The sequence below is a fragment of the Sporosarcina jiandibaonis genome (genome assembly GCF_013184495.1).
GTDB classification, from domain to species: domain Bacteria; phylum Bacillota; class Bacilli; order Bacillales_A; family Planococcaceae; genus Sporosarcina; species Sporosarcina jiandibaonis.
Window position 1 is genome coordinate 148,258 of record NZ_JAAOIY010000006.1, and the last position, 19,640, is coordinate 167,897.

Sequence of the window (19,640 nt, forward strand, 5' to 3'; positions counted from 1 at the left end):
GAGGTAACAATTTGAGGGAAATTTGGATTGGAGTCCTCTCTTCAGTGTTTTTTGCAGTGACATTCATCTTGAACAGATCAATGGAATTGTCGGGAGGAAGCTGGCTTTGGAGTTCCTCGCTTCGCTATTTTTTCATGATTCCATTTTTGGTTGCCATCGTTACTTATCGTAAGGGATTTACACCGATGAAGAAAGAAATGAAGGAAAATACCCTTCCTTTCTTCATCTGGAGTGTTGTCGCCTTTGTATTTTTCTACGCGCCGCTTACATATGCAGCTGCATACAGTCCAGGTTGGTTGCTTGCAGGTACTTGGCAATTAACAATCGTCGCCGGAGTCTTGCTTGCGCCCTTTTTCACATTAGTCATGAATGGAAGGAAAATCCGGCAGAAGATACCGGCTGTATCGTTCGGAATAACATTGATTATTTTAGCAGGAGTCGTCCTGATCCAAATTCCACATGCGCAAAGTGTTGAGGCACGAACACTTTTATTCGGAATAATACCGATTTTATTTGCTGCATTTGCTTATCCGCTTGGCAATCGCAAAACGATGGAACTTCTCGGAGGCCGGCTTGATACATTTCAACGGGTTCTTGCCATGACATTAATGACCATGCCCGTCTGGATTGGGATTGCAATATACGCATTCATCACGGTCGGACCGCCTTCAACCAATCAACTCGTTCAATCGTTTATTGTGGGGGTAAGCTCCGGTGTCATCGCCACGACGTTATTTTTCATGGCGACAGACCGGGTTCGAGATGATCAAAGTAAATTGGCGGCAGTCGAAGCGACACAGTCAACGCAACTTATTTTCGTCATCCTCGGCGAGATGGCTATACTCGGTATCGCTCTTCCTGGACCAATTTCCCTTGTTGGCATTGCGGTCATTATTGCAGGAATGGCGTTGCATAGCTATCATTCGTCCCTTGCCAAAAAGAAACAAATGCATGCGCTTTGAAATAAAAAGGGTCAACTCATATAGCGAGTTGATCCTTTTAATAAATATCCAATATAACTCAATCGCGGTCATATTTACCGATAACTTCAACAGCTTTTTCAGTTATCGACGTATCAATCGCTTTATCCAAATCGACATCGCCGCGGATTGCATCGTTTTCTTTGTAAACATTAAATTGCTTTTCAATGTCTTCAATAAACATCTTGCCATCCGGATCTAATCCCGTTACATACACCTTTTCCCATAGTTCCTGATCTTTCAGCGCTGTATGCAATGTCATAATCTCGATGATTTCGTCTTTGCCGATTCCTTTAATAAATGCGTCGTTGTAGTCTCGGACACCTTTTAAGTAAGCCGCCATAAATCGCAACGATACATCTTGTTCTTCCGTCATAAACTGCGGCGATCCGAGCACCATCGCAATTTGTGACTCCGGTGCGTAATCTGTCGCATCACCGAAACGCTCGTGAAATCCTTTCTCAACACCTTGGGTGATGAGCGGCTCAATATTTAGCGCGACATCAATCGTCCCTGCTTCAATTGCACCTAACATACTTCCAAAGTCAGCCATCAGCACAAATTCGATGTCATCCTCAGTTAATCCTGCGTGCTTAAGCATCTCTTGGTAGATATACCAGTCAATCGAATATAGGGATGATACAGCAATTTTCTTGCCTTTCATATCAGGATAATCTTTTATTTCATCGACCATATGATTTCCGATAACAAATGTAAAATACGATTTACCGGGGTTATTATGCCCTTTGTCCGCAATTATTTTTACGTCAATCCCCTGTGCAATTGCGTTGAAGAATGATGCCGTCGAAACACCCCCCGCGATGTCCACTTCTCCGGCTGCCAAGGCAGGCAGCATATCATCACTGTTTGCGAATTTTGCAAATTCGACCTCGATGTTATAGTCTTCAAAATATCCTTTTTCTTTCGCAATGTAAAATCCTGCGCCGGATGCAGCACCATCTTCAGCAATAACAACCTTAGTTTTTTTCGCAAGTGGACTTAAGTCCCCTGATGGATTTTCCGCACTAATCTCATCATCGACGCCAGTAGTCGGATCAGTCTTCCCCGTCTCTTTTGGTGAACAGGCACTAATGATTAACATTAACAAGAATAGCGGAATCAACCATCCGCATTTAACCCGTTTAGCCATGAAATCTCTCCTTTTTCAATCCTCTTCTCGTCTTGACCGTTGAACTTCTTCTTGCAAATGGTGCCAGATTTCAATAAATTGCGCCGCCATGACAGAATCTTCCCGAATGTCTTCGATTCTTCGAGGTCTCGGCATCTCAACATTAATCTCACGGATGATTTTCCCCGGCTGTGAGCTCATCAGAAGAATTCGATCGCCGAGTAGCAACGCTTCATCGATACTATGTGTTATGAAAAGCACGGTCTTTCCTGTTTCCTCCCAAATGGATAGAAGTTCCGCTTGTAATATAAATTTGTTTTGCTCATCGAGCGCGGCAAATGGTTCATCCATCAGAAGGATTTCAGGATCGTTCGCAAAAGCCCTCGCGATGCTAACCCGCTGTTTCATGCCCCCTGATAACTCTTTCGGATAAAGGGATGAGAATTTGTCGAGTCCTGTTTTTTTCAAATAATAAGCAGTTCGTTCTTTAATTACTTTTTTCGGCATATGGCGCATCTTAAGACCAAATGCAACATTTTCTTCTACTGTTAACCAGGGGATAATTCCTCTTTCTTGAAAGACCATTGATTGTAGCGGCCGATCCTCGTTGTCTGTCGCAATCGTGAAATCGCCAATACTCGGATTTTCAAGCCCCGCTAATATTCGCAGAAGCGTCGTCTTTCCGCATCCGCTTGGTCCTACTAGACACACAAATTCACCTTCATTGATAGTAAGTGTAATATCATCCAGCGCCGTAACGCTTCCCTGCTTTTTATAGAATGCCTTGGTTAAGTTAGTGACTATAATTTTCGGTTTGTTACTCATCTGTTCACCTCCATGGCAACATCTTTTTCTGGATTCCTCGAAGCAAGATTGAGAACAGATAGCCAAAAAACGAGATTAGAATGAGCCCCACATACATTTCTTGCAATAAGAATGCTTTATACGATGTCCAGATCAGATAGCCTATTCCAGAAGTTGCCCCCATCATTTCTGCTGCGACAATCGTCAAGAGCGCAATCGCCTGCCCCATTTGGATTCCTTCCAACATAACTGGCAGTGCTCCCGGTAAAGCGATTTTCAAGAAAAAGTTTACCCGACCTGCGCCGTAATTTTTAGCTACATCCAAATAAATTTTGTCGATGTTAATGACACCCGCAACGGTATTGATCACTACTGGGAAAAATACACTTCCTGCGATTGTCACGACTTTCGACATATCCCCGATCCCGAAAATAATAATAATGATTGGCAGTAAGGCAAGTGTCGGAATTGGCATGAGCGCCATCACGATTGGCGAGACAAAATGCCTGACCGGCGAATAGAGGCCCATTAGAAGTCCGATGATGACGCCAGGTATAACGCCTAGTAAAAAACCCGCGAAAATCCGGTACATCGAAATGCCAATATGGCTTACGATTTCACCACTTGCGATTAAGGAGAAAAATGTACTGACGATGGCAGAGGGGGGCGGGAAAAACCGAATATCAATTAACCCTGTTCTCGACAGAAATTCCCATAATAGTAGTAGAAAAACAGGTGACGCAATCGTCAACATCTGTTTCATCCGCTCATTTCTTTGCCTCTTCTTCCATTCACGCTGTTCGATTTCGAACGGACTATAATGACTTTTTGTGTCTTCCAACGTTCACCACCTCTTCTATAAATATATGTGAACGCCTAAAAATGTGTGTTGGGCTCTTGCCGTCAATCCTTGTTTTTCGACACAAAAAAGCACTCTCCAACAGAGAGTGCCGCGCAATTATATTATAGAATACCGTCCTTCTTTGCAGTAAACCGTAACTCTTCTCGAAATTTTGGATGCGCAATATCAATTAGTGCATTGGCACGTTCTTTAAGGGATTTTCCGTACAATTTTGCAATGCCATATTCGGTAACGACATTGTCGACAGCATTTTTCGACGTTGTCACGACAGAACCAGGTGTTAGTTGTGTTTTGATCCGCGAAATTGTATCATCTTTCGCTGTTGAATACATGCAAATAAAACCTTTTCCATTTCGAGCAAATCGAACGCCTTGTGCAAAATCAGCTTGTCCGCCAGTTGATGAATAATAGCGTCCCGCGACTGTTTCGGATGCGCATTGACCGTACAAATCAATTTCAGTCGTTGCATTTATTGAAACGATTCGTTCTTCTTTCGCAATTTCTCTAGGATCATTGACAACGCTCACCGGCAAAAATTCAACCGCAGGATTTTGATGGACGAAATCATAGAGGCGCTGTGTTCCATACGCAAAGGTTGCAACAATTTTCCCTTTATGCGTGAATTTCTTTGTTCCATCAACTGCACCCGCTGCAACTAAGTCGACAATGCTATCCGTCAACATTTCAGTATGAATACCAAGGTTTCGATGGTTTTTCAGCATAGCCATTACCGCATTCGGAACCGCACCAATACCAACTTGAAGTGTATCGCCGTCTTCAATTTCATCTATAACAAATTTAGCAATCGCCAAGTCTTTTTCTGTAACTGGCGGTGATTTTTCTTCAGCCAATTTCGAATCATTTTCCACAAAACCAACAATTTGACTAATGTGAACTTGGTTTTTACCGTATGTTCTTGGCATAAGATCATTCACTTCCAACATGAATGGAACATGGCCAATAAACTCAGCTACATAGTCAGCACCTGTTCCTAACGAAAAATAGCCGTGCTCATCCATCCGGGATGCAACAGCCATCACCATGGACATCTTTGTTTTGTTTTTCAAAAGACGCGGAACATCATGAAAGACGTTCGGGATTAACTCAATATGTCCATCATGATATGCTTTACGTGTTGCACCGCTTAAAAAATAGGAAACATGTGAAAGATGCCCTTTCATTTTCCCTAAAATATAATCTCGTTCTTTAATAGCTAACATTTGATGCACGTTAACATGATCTAATTTCAAATAATTTTCTTCCAATATATCTAGTAATCTATGGGGTTCCCCATTGCCAATCGGGATGATAATATCTGCTTCTTTGTCAATCAGCTCAATCACTTCTTGTTCATTCAACAGTTTTGTCATGAAATCTCACTCCCGCAATATTCAGTTCAACCCATAGTATATACCAGACTGAGCGCTCGCTCAACAAAATTCAGTTCTGTTTTAGTTTACACTGGGAAACGATATACTAAATACATGATAAAACTTACAGCCGATCAAATTAACCAATTGAATATGTATAGCATTTATACAGGTAAACCTGAGCATAGCCTTTTTACGCTTGCCGACTATATGGGGCATGAAACTGAAGATGCTCTTAATCTAGTTAAAACGATTAGTCGCTGTCCCAATAAAACAGTCACCGCTTCTTACTTCATCCGTCGATTCGGGATGTTTATTGCCATGCAGTTTTATAATTTAGCAATGTATGATGAAATATGGGATGCCGGTTTTGACCGATTAACTTTCGGAGCGAAAGAGGAGTTTGGAAATCTGACAGTCAGCATGTTTGCGAATGGCGAAGATTGGCGAAGCGTAGAAGATGACGAGCGCAGTGAGGTTATTCAATATATTTTGAAAAACCAATGCGATGCCATCATCCGTCAAACCCGGACCGCCGCAAACGTATCTTCGTTAACTTTATGGGAAAATGTTTTTGGATTTCTACTCTGGCACTATCATGTTTTATTGGAAAATCCGGGAACAGTTGATGAAGCACGCGCAGATCTAAATCTACTCAAAGACGATGCGCTCTGGGAAGGAATTGCACCGCGGTCTTTATTTGCTGTGTATTTAAAAGGACTTAAGCCGACTGCACTCTTAAACACAGTCGTACGCAAGACATGTTGTTTATCAAAAGATGTCCCGGGACTCATGCAATGCGGATTTTGCCCGCTACTGAAAAATTAGCCTTCGCGATATGCTCTAAATGATGCCTTCATTGAATAAATTGCGCCAATTGCCGCGCCGCCGTAAAAAAAACCCATAAAAATACCGGCCGATAAGTTCCCCCAATGGCTAATGAAGATGGAAATGATCAGTCCAATGGCAACCGCAACGGTCGATAACCAACTAGAAGGAACTTTAAAGAGTGCTTTGATTAAAATGATGACAACAACAATTACAGGAATTGCCCAAACGGCATCCCATATATTTGTGTGGATAACCGGAAATTCAGTGAGCATAGAATCAGTCCCTTTTTACAAAAAAGGTTACCCCAAATTTATGATTCCATACATTAAGGAGGAAATATATTGCTAATTAAAGGACATCTTGTAAAAGGTGCTGTACTTGATGACGAAACACGCTGTGTACATTATCATTCTGAAATGGATCGGATTGCCATTAAGTTTTATTGTTGTGATACTTATTTTCCTTGCTATAAATGTCATGAGGAAAGCGGCTGTGGAGCTCCTAAAGTTTGGCCTAAAGAAAAATTTAATGAGTTAGCGATTCTTTGCGGCGCATGCGGCCATGAGCTGACCGTATCGGAATACTTGAAATGCAAGTCAGAATGTCCAAAATGTGCTACCGCTTTTAATCCAGGTTGCAATTTGCATCGCTATTTATATTTCCAAACATAAAAAATGCATCCCTTAACAGGAATGCATTTTTTTAAACTGTTTTCGTTGCAGTTTTCCCTATTTCCCGCCGCGCTTCATAAATATTCTTCACAATCGCTTTACCGACAGCGTATGTTGGAATTGCAATGATAATACCAAGGAACCCAGCAATATTGCCCGCTGCCAAAATAACCGTTATGACGGTGAGCGGGTGAATATCGAGTGATTTCCCCATGACATTCGGCGTGATTAAGTTACTTTCAATTTGTTGGGCAGCAATTGTGATGACTCCTACCCAAATAACTAATGTCGGGTCTTGTACGAATGCAATAACAATCGCCGGCGTGACCGCAATCCAAGGGCCGATGAAGGGAATCAGATTCATAAATAGTCCGAAGATCGCGAGCAATAATGCATATTTCAACCCAATTGCCCAGTATCCGATGAGTAGTAGAATGGCTAAGAGAAAACTAATTAACAATTGCCCTTGAATATAAGAACGTAAAACGTTATCGATATCGGAGAGCGTTTTCTTTACCCACATCTGTTTTTTCCCTGTGAAAAAACCATAGACAAACGGCGCAAGTTTTTCATGGTCCTTCAACATAAATATAAAGAAAAACGGCACGAGCACTAATAAGAACATCGCTTGCAAAAATGACTGTATAAATTGGACAATCCATTTTCCAAACTTGACCGCAATCGATTGAATCGATGCTGCTGCACTGTCTATCGATTCTTCTAGATTTTCCGGAAGTTCATTTTTTTGCTTTAAAACATAATTTGTAATTTCATTAATTTCCGCAGTAATCGTAGGTGAGTTCTCAACTAATTCATTCACTTGTTTCGTAAGGGGCGGCCCAATTATTGCTGCAAAAATCCATATGACCCCGATAAGACCTGCAAAAATCGTTAGAATACTTGCCCATCTAGGTAACTTTCTGTTCTCAAGAAATCGCTGAATCGGTTCGGTCATATAGTAAAGGACTCCCCCGAGCAGGAGTGGCAGGAAAATCGTTTTACCTATAATAAAAATCGGAGAAAAAATTCCTTTGATTTCTAAAAAGTAACGGATGATGAGAATTGCGAGTAAAATACCTATGCCGACTTGAAACCATAATTTCTTTATCATCTAATCAACCCCTTTTGATACCACTTTTAATGGATCTTTTTAGTAAGTATACGCTTTTATACGCCTCACGTCGAAGAAAGTTTCAAAATCCTTTCCATTAAAAAAAGGACTACCTTTGTTAGGCAGCCCCCTGATATTTTATTCGACCCGGAGGAAGATCCGATTTCCTGAAGGATCTTCTGTAGTAAATCCTCTGTCCGTCGTCTCGACTTTAGCTTCTAAATTATTTATTGTCTTATCCAACTCAACGTCATTTGGATAAATAAGTGTGTATCCTTTCATCCCGGCACTGTTCGTATAAGGACGTGGTGCCCCTTCCCCGTTCCATATATTGAGACCTAAATGGTGATGATATTTCCCTGTAGACATGAACAATGCTCCTGGATAATTACAAACAACTTCAAATCCAAGTGCGTTATAGAATTTCTCAGTTTCCGTCAAATTCGAAACGTGTAAATGGACATGCCCCATAATTGTGTCCGCGGGAAGGCCATTCCATGTCTGTCCAGCACTTTCTGCAACAACACTTTCTCCATCAAGCGGATCCGTACTCATCGCAACTTCGCCATTTTCCCAATTCCATTCAGATGGCTCACGGTCGGTATAAATTTCAATTCCATTTCCGTCAGGGTCTGATAAATAAAGAGCCTCACTTACTTTGTGATCTGATGCTCCAATCGCAACATTATTCGCCACAAAATGCTTAATAATATTCCCTAAGTCAGCTCTTTCCGGTAATAAAAGTGCAAAATGGTAAAGTCCTGTTCTTCGTGGTTCTTTAGGTGTCACATTTTCTGGTTGCTCGACAATAAGAAGCGGTGTTTTCCCATCCGCTGTCAATACTGCACGCGTCGCGGTTTCTTCAAGTACGTTAAATCCAATAATTTCTTTATAAAAACGAACAGATCTATCTAAATCCATGACATTAAGATATACCTCTCCCGTATACGTATGCGGTGCTTTATGAAAATTCATCTTCTATTCCTCCTGTGCTCGTTTAGTAAGTTACTTACTTTATGTAACTAACTTTATATGTTACAATGATAATTGTCAACAAAAAGATTCCGGCGAAAGGAGCCGATAAAAATATGAACGAATTTGAACTTTGCCCACGCTTTGAAAAAGCTACAGCAATCCTAAGCCAACGCTGGACCGCGCTAATTTTGTATCAGTTAATGACGGGACCCCAGCGCTTTTGCACAATGACCGATAAACTGGGCATCAGCGGAAAGACATTAACGGAACGACTAAAAGACCTCGAACAACAGGATTTCATCATACGTAATGTTTACCCGGAAACGCCAGTCCGCATTGAGTATTCGTTGACCGAAAAGGGTATATCCCTTACTCCGATTATGAAAGAAATTGAGAATTGGTCGAAGACATGGATTGAGCCAGATGAGGTTGCTAAACAAAAATAATGCCGGTTACATATTAGAAACCGGCTTTATTCCTTTTTGTACGTATTCAGAAATCCCTTCATCTGCTTCGGCGTTTTCAAGTAATGCACAGTCTTCCCTTCATTCGCATATAATTGCATGCGTTTCTTCATTTTTTCTTTACGAGGACGATAGGTCGTCAATATGAATCTCAGGAATGCCCAATCAATCTTTTCTTCACAACCTTCACCAATATCATCGCGCGTTTTCCCGTGATACTGCATTCTTCGTTTAAACACTCGATATAAACAGACATAAAGCGGAAGTTCTAAATAGATTATGGTGTCTGCATGCGGTTCTCGGATAGTGAATGTGCCAGTATAATTCCCTTCAATAATCCATTTCTCGTTTTGGACGACTTGCTGCTGAGCTTCCCGAAATTCTTCAAGCCGAGCCTCCACCCAGCCCGGTCTCCAAAACAACCGATCCAAATGAGTGACTTCAATCCCGGTCAATTCGCCAAGCCTACGTGCAAATGTGGATTTTCCGACGCCTGAACCTACTCCGATGACCATGATTTTATTCATGACTCCATTCACTTCCTCATAGTCGTTTTATCACAACCAACGCCACCTTAAAAAATCATCAAGACATTACAATATTTCCCCTTTTTCTTCATACCACCGTATCATTCTCAACTGCCCGTCTGACTCTTTCTTCCAGACTTCGAGCGATAACGCCCTGACTATTTTATTTTCATTTTCATGAGTAATCTCATAAGAGACTGCCACTTGGTTCTCCATTTGGGGAACAATTGTTAATCCAGAATGAGTAAACTTAATATCTTTATTCCGATAATATTGAGCTGCACCTTTGTTTCCTTCCCTTATTTGCTCCGCATTATAAAGTTCAACTTTTCCCGTACTAGGCATAAAAAGCCAACCTTGAAAATCCTTCGAATACAAAGCATTCATTTCTTCGAACTCACCAGCAGAAAATCCCTCATGTAGCGCTCGCATTCGATAAACTTGAGTTGCTACTTCTACCTCAATATTCATCGCATCATCCCCTGATTCATTATTAGATTTCAATTAACCCATTTAAATAAGCTTCAGTAATGCCGGTTTCTATATAACTCCGGACATGCTGCCACTCTTGTTCTTTACGGAAGGTATCAAAGAACAAATTGTAAGGACTTACGGCCTTTCCATCAATTTTAATCGTTGCGGCAATTACCGCCATGTATTCATTTGAACGAAGTGGATATGAATTCAATAGTTGAATTTCCCATTCAGCATTGTTTTCCCTGACATATTCAAATCCTTTATCCCATCCAATTATCGATTCATCATAACCGAAGTCTTCGATTTCTTCTCCTCGAATCTCACGTCCTGCATATTTCTTGGAAATCATCTGTTCCATTGCTTCAATCGAAGAGTCTTTCCAGCTTGAAATAAATAAATCCAAGAAATCCTTAAATTCCATATCGTTCATCCTCTCTTTAAACCAAGTATTTGCAAGTAGACTTGCTTATTCCAAGTACTCATTCTTGCGGACTAGATATCAATGCTCATATTTGTGTAGATGACCCAACTTTGTTTATGCTTGATTTCTTCACCAACGGGACCTAGATTATTTATATTCATTCATTTAGCCTTCCAAGCAAATTATATGGTCTAACTTCCCATGTTTCATAGGGTACAAAACTTTTCGCCTTCATAGCATCTAATGTACGGGATCTCATATGAGGGCGGGTTATAAACTCGTGAATGTTTTGTTCAGTTAGTTCAACAAATTTGGCTTCTTGTATTTCTTCAGGTTGTATGATTATTTCGCCGCTCACGTATTCGGCTTTAAAAACTACCGATAATAAATTCATTGTTGCGTTATAATAAACACCCGTTATTCCTATCGGTCGGACGACAATGCCAGTTTCCTCTATTATCTCCCTACAGACCGCTTTATCTAATGGTTCCCCTTCTTCCACCTGTCCACCAGGCGCTTCCCACGTATCCGATCTCCAATGAGTTTTAACTAGCAAAGCTTCGCCTTTTTCATTCGTGACATAAGCTGAAACTGCGATAATATGTTTGGATGTTCATGTCCCAATTTAATGTTCCCCCTTTAAGCAGCACTTCATCTACTTAATGTAAGTATGCATTCGCATCAACCACTTAAACGCCCCGGATTCCTTAAAAAAATTGTTTTATAAGATGAACGTGGCTGCCGCCGATAAATATCCTTTTCGTCAAGGTTATTAAAATTGCTATTATTCTTTCAATTGTTTTAATATTATCACAAAGTCCATCTAATTGGCTTATTCCTCACGTAAAAAAGAAGTTTGCTTGCACTTATTCGGGATTTCCTTGCACTCGCGGCTTGTTTGCTTGCACTGCAGTCGGGTTTGGTTGCACTTATCAACCGTTTGCTTGCACTTAAACACTTTTGCTTGCAAGTCGGGACTATTAACCTATCGGCAATATAATAAAAAAATGTGGAACGCTTTTGCAGCAGCGTTCCACATTTTAAATTACTTCTTTTTTAGTTCTAGCAAGTCCAACATAAGATAAAACAGCGAACAACGCCGATACAAAGATGATGGTGCCCAATGGAATCGCCGTTTCTTCACCCGCGATTCCAACAAGTGGTGCTGTAATTGAGCCCAAAATGAAAGGCAGTAAACCGAGTAAAGCCGATGCACTTCCCGCAATATGTCCTTGCGACTCCATTGCCAATGAAAAAGACGAGGTGGCAATGACACCAATGGACATAACAAAAAAGAAAATCGGAATAAGAATAGATAGGAACGGACCATTCACCAATACAGCAATGAGCAACGCCGTTCCTGAGGATATCGACAATAGCAAACCGATTTCCAAGAATTGTTTCTCGGTTAATAAGCCCGTCAGCCGACCTACGGTTTGCGTTCCGATGATAAGGCCGATTCCATTCATTCCAAATAATAAACTAAACATTTGCGGCGATACTTCGTAAATGTTTTGATACACAAATGGTGTTCCCGCAACATAGGCAAAAATTCCGGCCATGATAAATCCTTGCGCCATCGCATACCCCATAAACTCGCGGTTTTTAAGTAATGAGAGAAAGTTTTTAAGTGTATTTGATAGATTACTCGGCACACGCGATTGTTCTGGCAATGTCTCATCCATTCTCCACATGACCGCTGCAAATAGCAATAAGCCGATTGCGCTCAATACCACAAAAATGCCTTTCCAATCCGTAAACGCAAGAACGCCGCCGCCAAAGACAGGCGCGAGGATCGGCGCTAAGTTATTAATGAGCATGAGAAGAGCGAAAAACTTTGTCAATTCTCTCCCGCTATAAACATCGCGAACAATCGCTCTTGAAATAACGATTCCCGAAGATGCTGCAAAGCCTTGTAAAAATCGAGCTACAATAAAAAATCCGATACTCGGTGAAAAAACACATAATAATGACGCGATAAAATAGACAATAAGTGCAATCAGCAAGGGCTTTTTGCGGCCATGAACATCACTCATTGGCCCAAGGAAGAGTTGACCTAAACCGATTCCCAAAAGACTTGCAGTTAAACTCACTTGCACAAAGGAAGCTGTCGTATCGAAATCTTCCGCAATTGTTGGAAATGATGGTAAATACATATCAATTGTAAATGGACCCATCGAAGCCAACGTTCCTAGAAGCAATGCAAATCGTAAGCGTTTAGATCCTGTTAATGTTTCCATGATTGACAACCTCTTTTCTCTATCAAAAAAACAATTGCATCCGCAATCGTTCAAAATCAACTTTAATGCACAGAAGTATACCATTATATCATCTAGTCACAGCACTTCATAGAATTCGAAACTAAAAACAGCTGCCCACTCGTTTGAGCTAGCAGCTGTTTATTTTGTCAACATGATAGTATAAATCTAACTGACCGCGAGATGTTGTAAAAACATGATGCTTCTTCTATCTGTTATTAAAAGGTTTCATCATTAGAATAGCGAATCCAAATGTACATACAGTAATAATCATCAAAATAAATTTCAAGTCAATCGCAGGCTTAAACTTAACTTTGTCGGACGATATTTCATAAACCCCTAAAGGTTTGACAGAAATAAAGCCTCCGCCTCCCTCGCCTTGCGCGACTGGAGAGTTTTCACTTCCACCAGAATAGCCACCGCCGCCCCCTACATAATAATCCACTTTTGCCACAGGAAGCACTTTTTTATTTTCCAGTTCGATCGGTTCTCCGTACACCAATGAAACATCCTTTTGTTTCGCGAATTTATTAAAAATCATGCCAATTGGAGAACGATAGATCGGCTTTGTTGCTGTTGAATTTGTAGTTGCTTCTATCTTCTTTGTCTCCATGTTTTCATTCCCCCTTTATAAAAGTTATTTGAATATATTCACCAATCTTCTAATCTAGACAAATAAGGTTCAATATAACTTCTAGACCCAGACGCAAGATCTTTCGGCAGTTCTCTAAGTGGAAAATACTGAAGATCCAAAGACTCAATTCCATCTATGACAAGTTCACCTTTGATATCTCGTGTTGCATAAACAGCCGTGACAGAATACAATTCATCACCGTTCGCGACTTTAAGGAAATAATCCTCTCCGGAGAAAATACCCATTAATTCCAATTCTCCTACTACAAGCCCCGTTTCTTCTTGCACTTCGCGCCTTGCAGTTTCCTCCATGCTTTCCCCGAGTTCCATTATTCCACCCGGTAATCCCCACCCGCCGTCTGATCTATGCTGCAGTAGAATCTCATTTTTTTCGTTTAGTATAATCACAACTGCCCCCGGTAATATTAGCGGCCGGTTCCCGACTAACTTACGTAACTCTTTAACATAACCCATTATTTTATCTCTCCTTAAATTTATGCGAATGAAAAAGGATTCGAGATTTGTATCCCAGAATCCTTTATTTCAGGAGTTTATTAGTTGGAATGGATTGTAACTTTCTTTTCATTAATTTAATCCGGATATGTTTCTTTCAAAAACTTAACCGATTCGACGATAAACTCTCTTAACACTTCAACATCTATATCCGCCACTTTATTAACATATACGCACATTTTTCCTGTCGTATGTTTTCCTAATTCCTTTAATAAATTTTCCCGTACCTTCTCATTTGTCGTTAAGTACAGGCTAATTTTTGCCTTTCGCGGCGAAAAACCAACTAATGGTGCATCCCCTTCATGACCGGATGCATATTTATAATGATAAGAACCAAAACCAATAATACTCGGACCCCACATCTTCGCTTGAAAACCAGTTGTTTCCGTAAATATGTCCAACAATCTATAAGCATCCTCGCGTTTCTTCGGGCTATCGACATTCTCGATAAATTCAATAACGCTGTTATCGGTTTCCTTTGTTTTTAATTCATACATAAGTAAAATCTCCCCTTTGCGACATTAGTCAATTTCATATATTGTTGTCTTCTTTCATTACCAATCAAAACCCTTTATATATGTAGATGTTTTCCAAAAATAAAAGCCCGGAGCACATCTCTCCAGACTTTACAGTTCAATCTATTATTTTGCTTCGCTGCCCAACATTGCTTGAAAAAGTTTCTTTGAATACGGATGCAAAAAGTTAAATTGATGATCAACTTTCGTGCTTTCATCAACAATTTCACCATTCTTCATGACGTATATTCGGTCACACATATAGGTAACGACTTTTAAATCATGCGCTATGAACAGAATCGCCATGCCTGTTTCACGGTTAATATCGATTAGTAAGTCAATAATCTCTTTTTGAATGAGCCGATCGAGGTTTGAGACGATTTCGTCGCATATTAATAATTTTGGACGAACGAGAATCGATCTGAGCAAGTTAACTCGTTGTCGTTCGCCGCCACTTATTTCAGAAGGGAGTTTATTCAAATGCTCTTCTGACAGCTTTACTTTTCCAAGCATGTTCAGGATATACGCATCGCGGTCTCCTTTCATTTTTCGAAGTGGTTCTAGTAGAATTTCTCGAACAGTCCACGATGGATTAAGCGCAGCTGAGGCGTTTTGAAAAATGATTTGGCACTTTTCGTAAAAGGCTTTCGATTTCGTCACAGGTACTTCATTCAAAAAAATGGCTCCGTCGTCCTGTTTCTCCAATTGCATAATCACGCGAGCAAGCGTACTTTTCCCGCTGCCACTTTCACCAATGAGCCCAACAATTTCTCCATTTCCAACCGTCAATTTGATGTTGCGGAGAGCCTGTTTCACATTGCCCTTATCTCGATATGTTTTTGAAACATTTTCTACTGTCAGCAATGGGATCTCCTCGCTTCCTCAAAATCGACTTTCCAGCAATCTTTTTGTATACGCATTTTTTGGTCGTTCAAACACTTCCGCTACATTTCCAACTTCGACAACCTTGCCTTTATGCATGATGACCATTTTATCGGCAACTTCTGCCACAATGTCTAAATCGTGCGTGATTAAGAGAATGGTTGTTCCTTGTTTCTCATTTAACCCTTTCAATAGCTCGATGAATTCCTTTTGTAAGAGTGTGTCGAGTGCGGATGTCGGTTCATCAGCTATGAGTAACCTAGGTCTGACATATAGTGCACATGCAATCATGCATCTTTGCAACATCCCGCCCGATAATTCGAAAGGATACTGTTCCATGATTGCTTTTGATAACCCAAGGTCGTTCAATATATCGTCCATCTTCAAGTGGAATTCTGCAACACTGTGTCTAATCCTCCTGCCTGAAAACTCGTATAACTGCTTACCCATTTTCACAGAAGGATTAAAACTATTTAAAGCGTCTTGAAAAACCGTAAAGATTTGCGACCCCCGTATTGCGGACATTTCTTTATTCGATATTGCTAGCAAGTCTTTATTGTCAAAAAATGCTTGTCCCGCAGCCTTGGAGCCTGCGGGCAGGATATTTAACAGAGCGGAAATTGTCATGCTTTTCCCACTGCCGCTTTCGCCAATTATCGATGTTATTCTTCCACGTGGAACAAAAAACGAACTTCCATCGACAATTCTTTTCCCGTTGATCTCAATTGAAAGTTGATTTACCTTAAGCACTGAACCGCCTCCGTTCCGGATCTTTCAACGCTTCTCCGATAAAGTTAATGGCAAGAATGGTTATGAAAATCAGAATTCCTGGATACAGGCCTATCCACCAAGCGCCAATTAAAATATCGTTTTGCGCATAGTACAACATATTTCCCCAAGAAGGAATAGCGGGTGGTACCCCGATGCCGAGAAAGCTTAATGACACTTCGATAAAAATTGCGTTCGCGAAGTTAAACAGGGTTACGACGAATATTGCGGGTACACTATTCTTGAGCAAATGACTAATAATGATTTTCCAAATCGGCGTTCCAAACATTTTGGCCATCTGAACGAATTCAGCTTCTTTTAACCGAATGAATTCAGAACGGACAATCCGTGCAGTCGAAAGCCAACCGGTTACCCCGATAATTAGCGCCATACTCCACATGCCGCCTTGCATAAATGCTTGAAACGAGAGGATGATGATAAGAGATGGGATTGTAATGAAGACCTCCAGAAGCCGCATCAACGCAGTATCGACAATTCCGCCGACATATCCGCTAAATCCGCCATAAAGTACGCCAAGAACGAGCGATAAAAGTACAGATACAGTCGCTACGGTGAGTGTCACTTTACCGCCTCCCAACAAACGGGAAAAGACATCGCGCCCAAGATGATCCGTACCCAGCAAATGGCCATCTCCAGGGGATAAATAGACTTCATCGAGATTCATATCGTTCGGTTCGTAAGGCGCGAGATTACCGGAAAACACAGTTGAAAATACGATAATTCCTAGGACAATGCACCAAAAAGCGAGCATTTTTCTCGATTTCATTTATTGTACGCCCCCTTTTCGCAGCTTGGGGTTCAATGAATACATAAGGAAATCTATGATAAAGAGACTGATGACAACGAGCATGCCAATCAAAAGAATGCTTCCCATAAGAAGCGGAAAGTCTTTCGTTACAACTGATTTAATGGTTAACTGTCCGAGTCCATTCCATGAAAAAAGAGATTCGACAATAATCGACCCTCCGAAAAACGATGGAATCGTCATTCCGATATAATTCAAATACGGAAAAGAGGCATTGTGCAAAATTCCTTTCCGAATTTCGCGTTCCGTTACCCCGTTGGCACGTGCTACAGTCACATAGTATTTACGACTTTCGTCTTTAATATTTTCCTGAAGAAAACGGGCGAAAATGCCGACATGAGTGAAGATAATAACGGTTGCCGGTAAGATGAGATAGCGCAGTTTATCCCAAAAACCGCCCTCTCCTCCAATTTCTCCAGTTCCCGAAGACGGAAGCACGCCAAGTTTGACCGCAAAAAATGAAATAAATAAAATACCGAGCCAAAAAGCAGGGATTGAAGATGTCGCGATGCTTAAGATTGATAAGCCTTTATCCAAAATGGAGCCTGCTTTCATCCCCGCTATCGTTCCGAGCCAGACTGATCCGACAATGATGAAAAACATCGTCACGCCAAATAGCAGCAATGTGTTTGGCAGTCTCTCCCTAAGAATGGTTATGACAGGTCTTCCTTCCTTATAGGATATCCCTAAATTTCCTTTCAACGTTTCCACAAGCCACGAGCCGTATTGTGCTGTAATAGGACGGTCGAGCGAAAAAACACGGCTGATTCTTTCCTTTTCAGCCGCATTCAATGTTTGTGCATTGCCACCGTAGAAAGCCGTCGCAGGGTCTCCAGGCGCAGCATGCATGATAAAAAAAGAAAGGAAGCTGACGACGAGAAGAACTACTACCCCCATCATCATTCGCTTCCCGATCCACTTAACGGTCATTCCACGTCCACTCCTCGACATTCCAAAGGAAACCTGAACCGTGATGGCCAAGGACCCGTTCTTTCACGCCGCTTATTTTTTTATTCATGCCGTAAACCGCATTTACATAGGCGATGAAGTCATACGGCGGATCTTCCGCAAGCTCTTCTTGAAACTCCCTATATAATTTTTGGCGATTTTCAGGATTTATCTCCAAACGACCTTGTTCAAGGAGTTTATCGACTTTTGGATTTGAATAACTTCCGTAGTTATAGCCCGTGCTTGTCAAACTCGACTCCTCCGAGTGGAATAGAATATGCGTGTGATGATCGGCATCATTCGGACTTCCCCAACCAATCATAAAAGCATCTGTATCTTCAATTGTAATGGCACTCCAATCAAGCGCAGCGACTTTCACATCCGCGCCGATTTTCTTGTATCCTTCCGCAAGATAGTTTGCCATGTTCACGCGCACTGCATCCGATGCGGGAGAAGTTATCGTAAACGCCAGCTTTTCGCCGTCTTTATAACGGAAACCGTCATTCGTTTCTTTCCAACCCGCTTCATCTAACAGCTGTTTTGCTTTTTCCAAATTGTATTCATACTTCTCGATGTCTTCATTTTTAAAGGCATGTTTTTGAAGCGGTGAATAGGCTTCGGTTCCGAACCCTTTTAAAATACCGTTGACTATTCGGGCACGGTCTGTCGCATAACTAAATGCACGCCTTACATTTATATCTTTCCAAAGATCTTTGTTCATATTATATAAAAGAGCACGGTAATCGGCGGAATCCACATTGTAAATCTTAAGACGCTCCACCTTTTCCATTTCTGCAACTTGAACAGGATCTAATAATGCAATATCGACTTCGCCTGATTTCAACTGCAATGCACGAACATTACTATCTGGAACAAACTTAAAAATCACTTTTTCAATCGATGGTTTTGTTCCATGGAAATTCTGATACGCTCTCAACGTCAAACTGTTTCCACGGTCCCAATTGTCGAACATATATGGACCAGCACCAATAGGTCGGCTATTAAATACAGCCGTTCTCATATCCTTCCCCTCGAATGCATGCTTTGGAAGAATCGGAACCGTTAGCTTATCCAAAATCGGCGTGAATTGGTGTATTAGTGTTAATTCGAGTTCGTAATCATCCAGTTTTGTTATCGAATCAACTTCTGTGAAGTCCGATTTCAGAAATGATGCATTGTTGTCGTCCAAAATGCTTTCAATTGTGAAAATCACATCTTCAGCCGTAAGTTCCTCGCCGTCGTGAAACTTGATGCCTTTTTTTAATTTGATCTTATATGTCAGACCGTCATCTGCTATGTTGATGGAATCCGCAATATCAGTAACGGGTTCATTTTTTTCATTAAAACGCATTAATCCACGAAATAACAATGCATCCAGATTCGTCTCCTCCAGAATCGGATTCAGTCCATCGAATTCTGCTTCAGATGCATAAACTAGTCTATTTTCAGTTGGTTTAGGGTCATTCGCGCCTTTGCTCCCGCAACTCGATAATAATAATAAAATCACAAGAAAGATTGTGAATAAGTTCAATTTATTTTTAAACATAATATCCTCCCGAAATACGATTCCTCATCTATATTAATTATAATCTTCCCATGTACATGATGTCTATGAGTACGCAATTCACCGCAACTTATTCATTTTACTCAGGATAAGATAGTAAAAATTGGGGAA

24 protein-coding genes are annotated in these 19,640 nt (G+C 41.0%); 4 read left to right on the plus strand and 20 right to left on the minus strand.

Going from position 1 to position 19,640, the window contains the following annotated elements; all coding sequences use genetic code 11:
* The first annotated feature begins 11 nt into the window (after positions 1 to 11).
* Positions 12 to 962 (plus strand): DMT family transporter, encoded by a 951-nt coding sequence (locus tag G8782_RS15040; RefSeq protein WP_172372677.1) that lies wholly within the window; start codon positions 12 to 14, stop codon positions 960 to 962.
* Positions 963 to 1,020: 58 nt separating this feature from the next.
* Here the strand turns inward: G8782_RS15040 and G8782_RS15045 are convergent, their stop codons facing one another.
* The 4 genes from G8782_RS15045 to G8782_RS15060 all read right to left on the minus strand — a co-directional run bounded on the left by G8782_RS15045 (position 1,021) and on the right by G8782_RS15060 (position 5,145).
* Positions 1,021 to 2,130: an ABC transporter substrate-binding protein gene (locus G8782_RS15045; protein ID WP_172372679.1), complete on the minus strand. Its 1,110-nt coding sequence runs from the start codon at positions 2,128 to 2,130 to the stop codon at positions 1,021 to 1,023.
* 15 nt (positions 2,131 to 2,145) lie between these two features.
* Positions 2,146 to 2,934, minus strand: coding sequence for an ABC transporter ATP-binding protein (locus G8782_RS15050; protein ID WP_172372681.1), 789 nt, complete (start codon positions 2,932 to 2,934; stop codon positions 2,146 to 2,148).
* A gap of 4 nt (positions 2,935 to 2,938) precedes the next feature.
* Positions 2,939 to 3,676, minus strand: coding sequence for an ABC transporter permease (locus tag G8782_RS15055; protein WP_425505498.1), 738 nt, complete (start codon positions 3,674 to 3,676; stop codon positions 2,939 to 2,941).
* Positions 3,677 to 3,876: 200 nt separating this feature from the next.
* Positions 3,877 to 5,145: an acetyl-CoA hydrolase/transferase family protein gene (locus G8782_RS15060; RefSeq protein ID WP_172372685.1), complete on the minus strand. Its 1,269-nt coding sequence runs from the start codon at positions 5,143 to 5,145 to the stop codon at positions 3,877 to 3,879.
* A 114-nt stretch (positions 5,146 to 5,259) separates the two neighbouring features.
* On the opposite strand from G8782_RS15060, the gene G8782_RS15065 reads away from it, so the two are divergent.
* Positions 5,260 to 5,973 carry a hypothetical protein gene (locus G8782_RS15065; RefSeq protein WP_172372687.1) on the plus strand — a complete coding sequence of 238 codons (714 nt, stop codon included), beginning with the start codon at positions 5,260 to 5,262 and terminating at the stop codon, positions 5,971 to 5,973.
* On the opposite strand, the gene G8782_RS15070 is transcribed toward G8782_RS15065, so the two are convergent.
* On the minus strand, positions 5,970 to 6,248 hold the full coding sequence (locus tag G8782_RS15070; protein WP_172372689.1) for a hypothetical protein: 279 nt from the start codon (positions 6,246 to 6,248) through the stop codon (positions 5,970 to 5,972). The genes G8782_RS15065 and G8782_RS15070 overlap by 4 nt on opposite strands.
* 69 nt (positions 6,249 to 6,317) lie before the next feature.
* Here G8782_RS15070 and G8782_RS15075 point away from each other — a divergent pair, with 69 nt between their 5' ends.
* Positions 6,318 to 6,647: a CHY zinc finger protein gene (locus G8782_RS15075; protein ID WP_172372691.1), complete on the plus strand. Its 330-nt coding sequence runs from the start codon at positions 6,318 to 6,320 to the stop codon at positions 6,645 to 6,647.
* Positions 6,648 to 6,678: 31 nt separating this feature from the next.
* On the opposite strand, the gene G8782_RS15080 is transcribed toward G8782_RS15075, so the two are convergent.
* Positions 6,679 to 7,758 (minus strand): AI-2E family transporter, encoded by a 1,080-nt coding sequence (locus G8782_RS15080; protein WP_172372693.1) that lies wholly within the window; start codon positions 7,756 to 7,758, stop codon positions 6,679 to 6,681.
* Between the two features lie 138 nt (positions 7,759 to 7,896).
* Positions 7,897 to 8,733, minus strand: a complete 837-nt coding sequence (locus G8782_RS15085) for a VOC family protein (RefSeq protein WP_172372695.1) — start codon at positions 8,731 to 8,733, stop codon at positions 7,897 to 7,899.
* A 113-nt stretch (positions 8,734 to 8,846) separates the two neighbouring features.
* On the opposite strand from G8782_RS15085, the gene G8782_RS15090 reads away from it, so the two are divergent.
* Positions 8,847 to 9,179 (plus strand): winged helix-turn-helix transcriptional regulator, encoded by a 333-nt coding sequence (locus G8782_RS15090; RefSeq protein WP_172372697.1) that lies wholly within the window; start codon positions 8,847 to 8,849, stop codon positions 9,177 to 9,179.
* A gap of 26 nt (positions 9,180 to 9,205) precedes the next feature.
* On the opposite strand, the gene G8782_RS15095 is transcribed toward G8782_RS15090, so the two are convergent.
* From G8782_RS15095 to G8782_RS15155, 13 genes are all read right to left on the minus strand, one after another.
* Positions 9,206 to 9,724 carry a P-loop NTPase family protein gene (locus tag G8782_RS15095; RefSeq protein WP_172372699.1) on the minus strand — a complete coding sequence of 173 codons (519 nt, stop codon included), beginning with the start codon at positions 9,722 to 9,724 and terminating at the stop codon, positions 9,206 to 9,208.
* Positions 9,725 to 9,790: 66 nt separating this feature from the next.
* Positions 9,791 to 10,195 (minus strand): Cif family virulence factor, encoded by a 405-nt coding sequence (locus G8782_RS15100; protein WP_172372701.1) that lies wholly within the window; start codon positions 10,193 to 10,195, stop codon positions 9,791 to 9,793.
* Positions 10,196 to 10,217: 22 nt separating this feature from the next.
* Entirely contained in the window at positions 10,218 to 10,622 is a 405-nt protein-coding gene (locus tag G8782_RS15105; protein WP_172372703.1) for a flavoprotein, read from the minus strand.
* A gap of 157 nt (positions 10,623 to 10,779) precedes the next feature.
* Positions 10,780 to 11,223, minus strand: coding sequence for an NUDIX domain-containing protein (locus G8782_RS15110; RefSeq protein WP_172372882.1), 444 nt, complete (start codon positions 11,221 to 11,223; stop codon positions 10,780 to 10,782).
* A 439-nt stretch (positions 11,224 to 11,662) separates the two neighbouring features.
* Positions 11,663 to 12,862: a Bcr/CflA family multidrug efflux MFS transporter gene (locus G8782_RS15115; protein ID WP_172372705.1), complete on the minus strand. Its 1,200-nt coding sequence runs from the start codon at positions 12,860 to 12,862 to the stop codon at positions 11,663 to 11,665.
* 226 nt (positions 12,863 to 13,088) lie between these two features.
* Entirely contained in the window at positions 13,089 to 13,493 is a 405-nt protein-coding gene (locus G8782_RS15120; RefSeq protein ID WP_172372707.1) for a glycine-rich protein, read from the minus strand.
* A 38-nt stretch (positions 13,494 to 13,531) separates the two neighbouring features.
* On the minus strand, positions 13,532 to 13,987 hold the full coding sequence (locus G8782_RS15125) for an NUDIX hydrolase (RefSeq protein WP_172372709.1): 456 nt from the start codon (positions 13,985 to 13,987) through the stop codon (positions 13,532 to 13,534).
* A gap of 116 nt (positions 13,988 to 14,103) precedes the next feature.
* Positions 14,104 to 14,523: a DUF1801 domain-containing protein gene (locus G8782_RS15130; RefSeq protein WP_172372711.1), complete on the minus strand. Its 420-nt coding sequence runs from the start codon at positions 14,521 to 14,523 to the stop codon at positions 14,104 to 14,106.
* Positions 14,524 to 14,667: 144 nt separating this feature from the next.
* Positions 14,668 to 15,405: an ABC transporter ATP-binding protein gene (locus tag G8782_RS15135; protein WP_216667899.1), complete on the minus strand. Its 738-nt coding sequence runs from the start codon at positions 15,403 to 15,405 to the stop codon at positions 14,668 to 14,670.
* Between the two features lie 18 nt (positions 15,406 to 15,423).
* Positions 15,424 to 16,173: an ATP-binding cassette domain-containing protein gene (locus G8782_RS15140; protein ID WP_172372713.1), complete on the minus strand. Its 750-nt coding sequence runs from the start codon at positions 16,171 to 16,173 to the stop codon at positions 15,424 to 15,426.
* Positions 16,166 to 16,978: an ABC transporter permease gene (locus G8782_RS15145; protein WP_172372715.1), complete on the minus strand. Its 813-nt coding sequence runs from the start codon at positions 16,976 to 16,978 to the stop codon at positions 16,166 to 16,168. The genes G8782_RS15140 and G8782_RS15145 overlap by 8 nt, the downstream gene beginning before the upstream one ends.
* Positions 16,979 to 17,947, minus strand: coding sequence for an ABC transporter permease (locus G8782_RS15150; protein ID WP_172372717.1), 969 nt, complete (start codon positions 17,945 to 17,947; stop codon positions 16,979 to 16,981).
* Positions 17,937 to 19,511, minus strand: a complete 1,575-nt coding sequence (locus G8782_RS15155) for an ABC transporter substrate-binding protein (RefSeq protein ID WP_172372719.1) — start codon at positions 19,509 to 19,511, stop codon at positions 17,937 to 17,939. Before G8782_RS15155 ends, G8782_RS15150 begins: the two co-directional genes overlap by 11 nt.
* Positions 19,512 to 19,640: the final 129 nt, after the last annotated feature.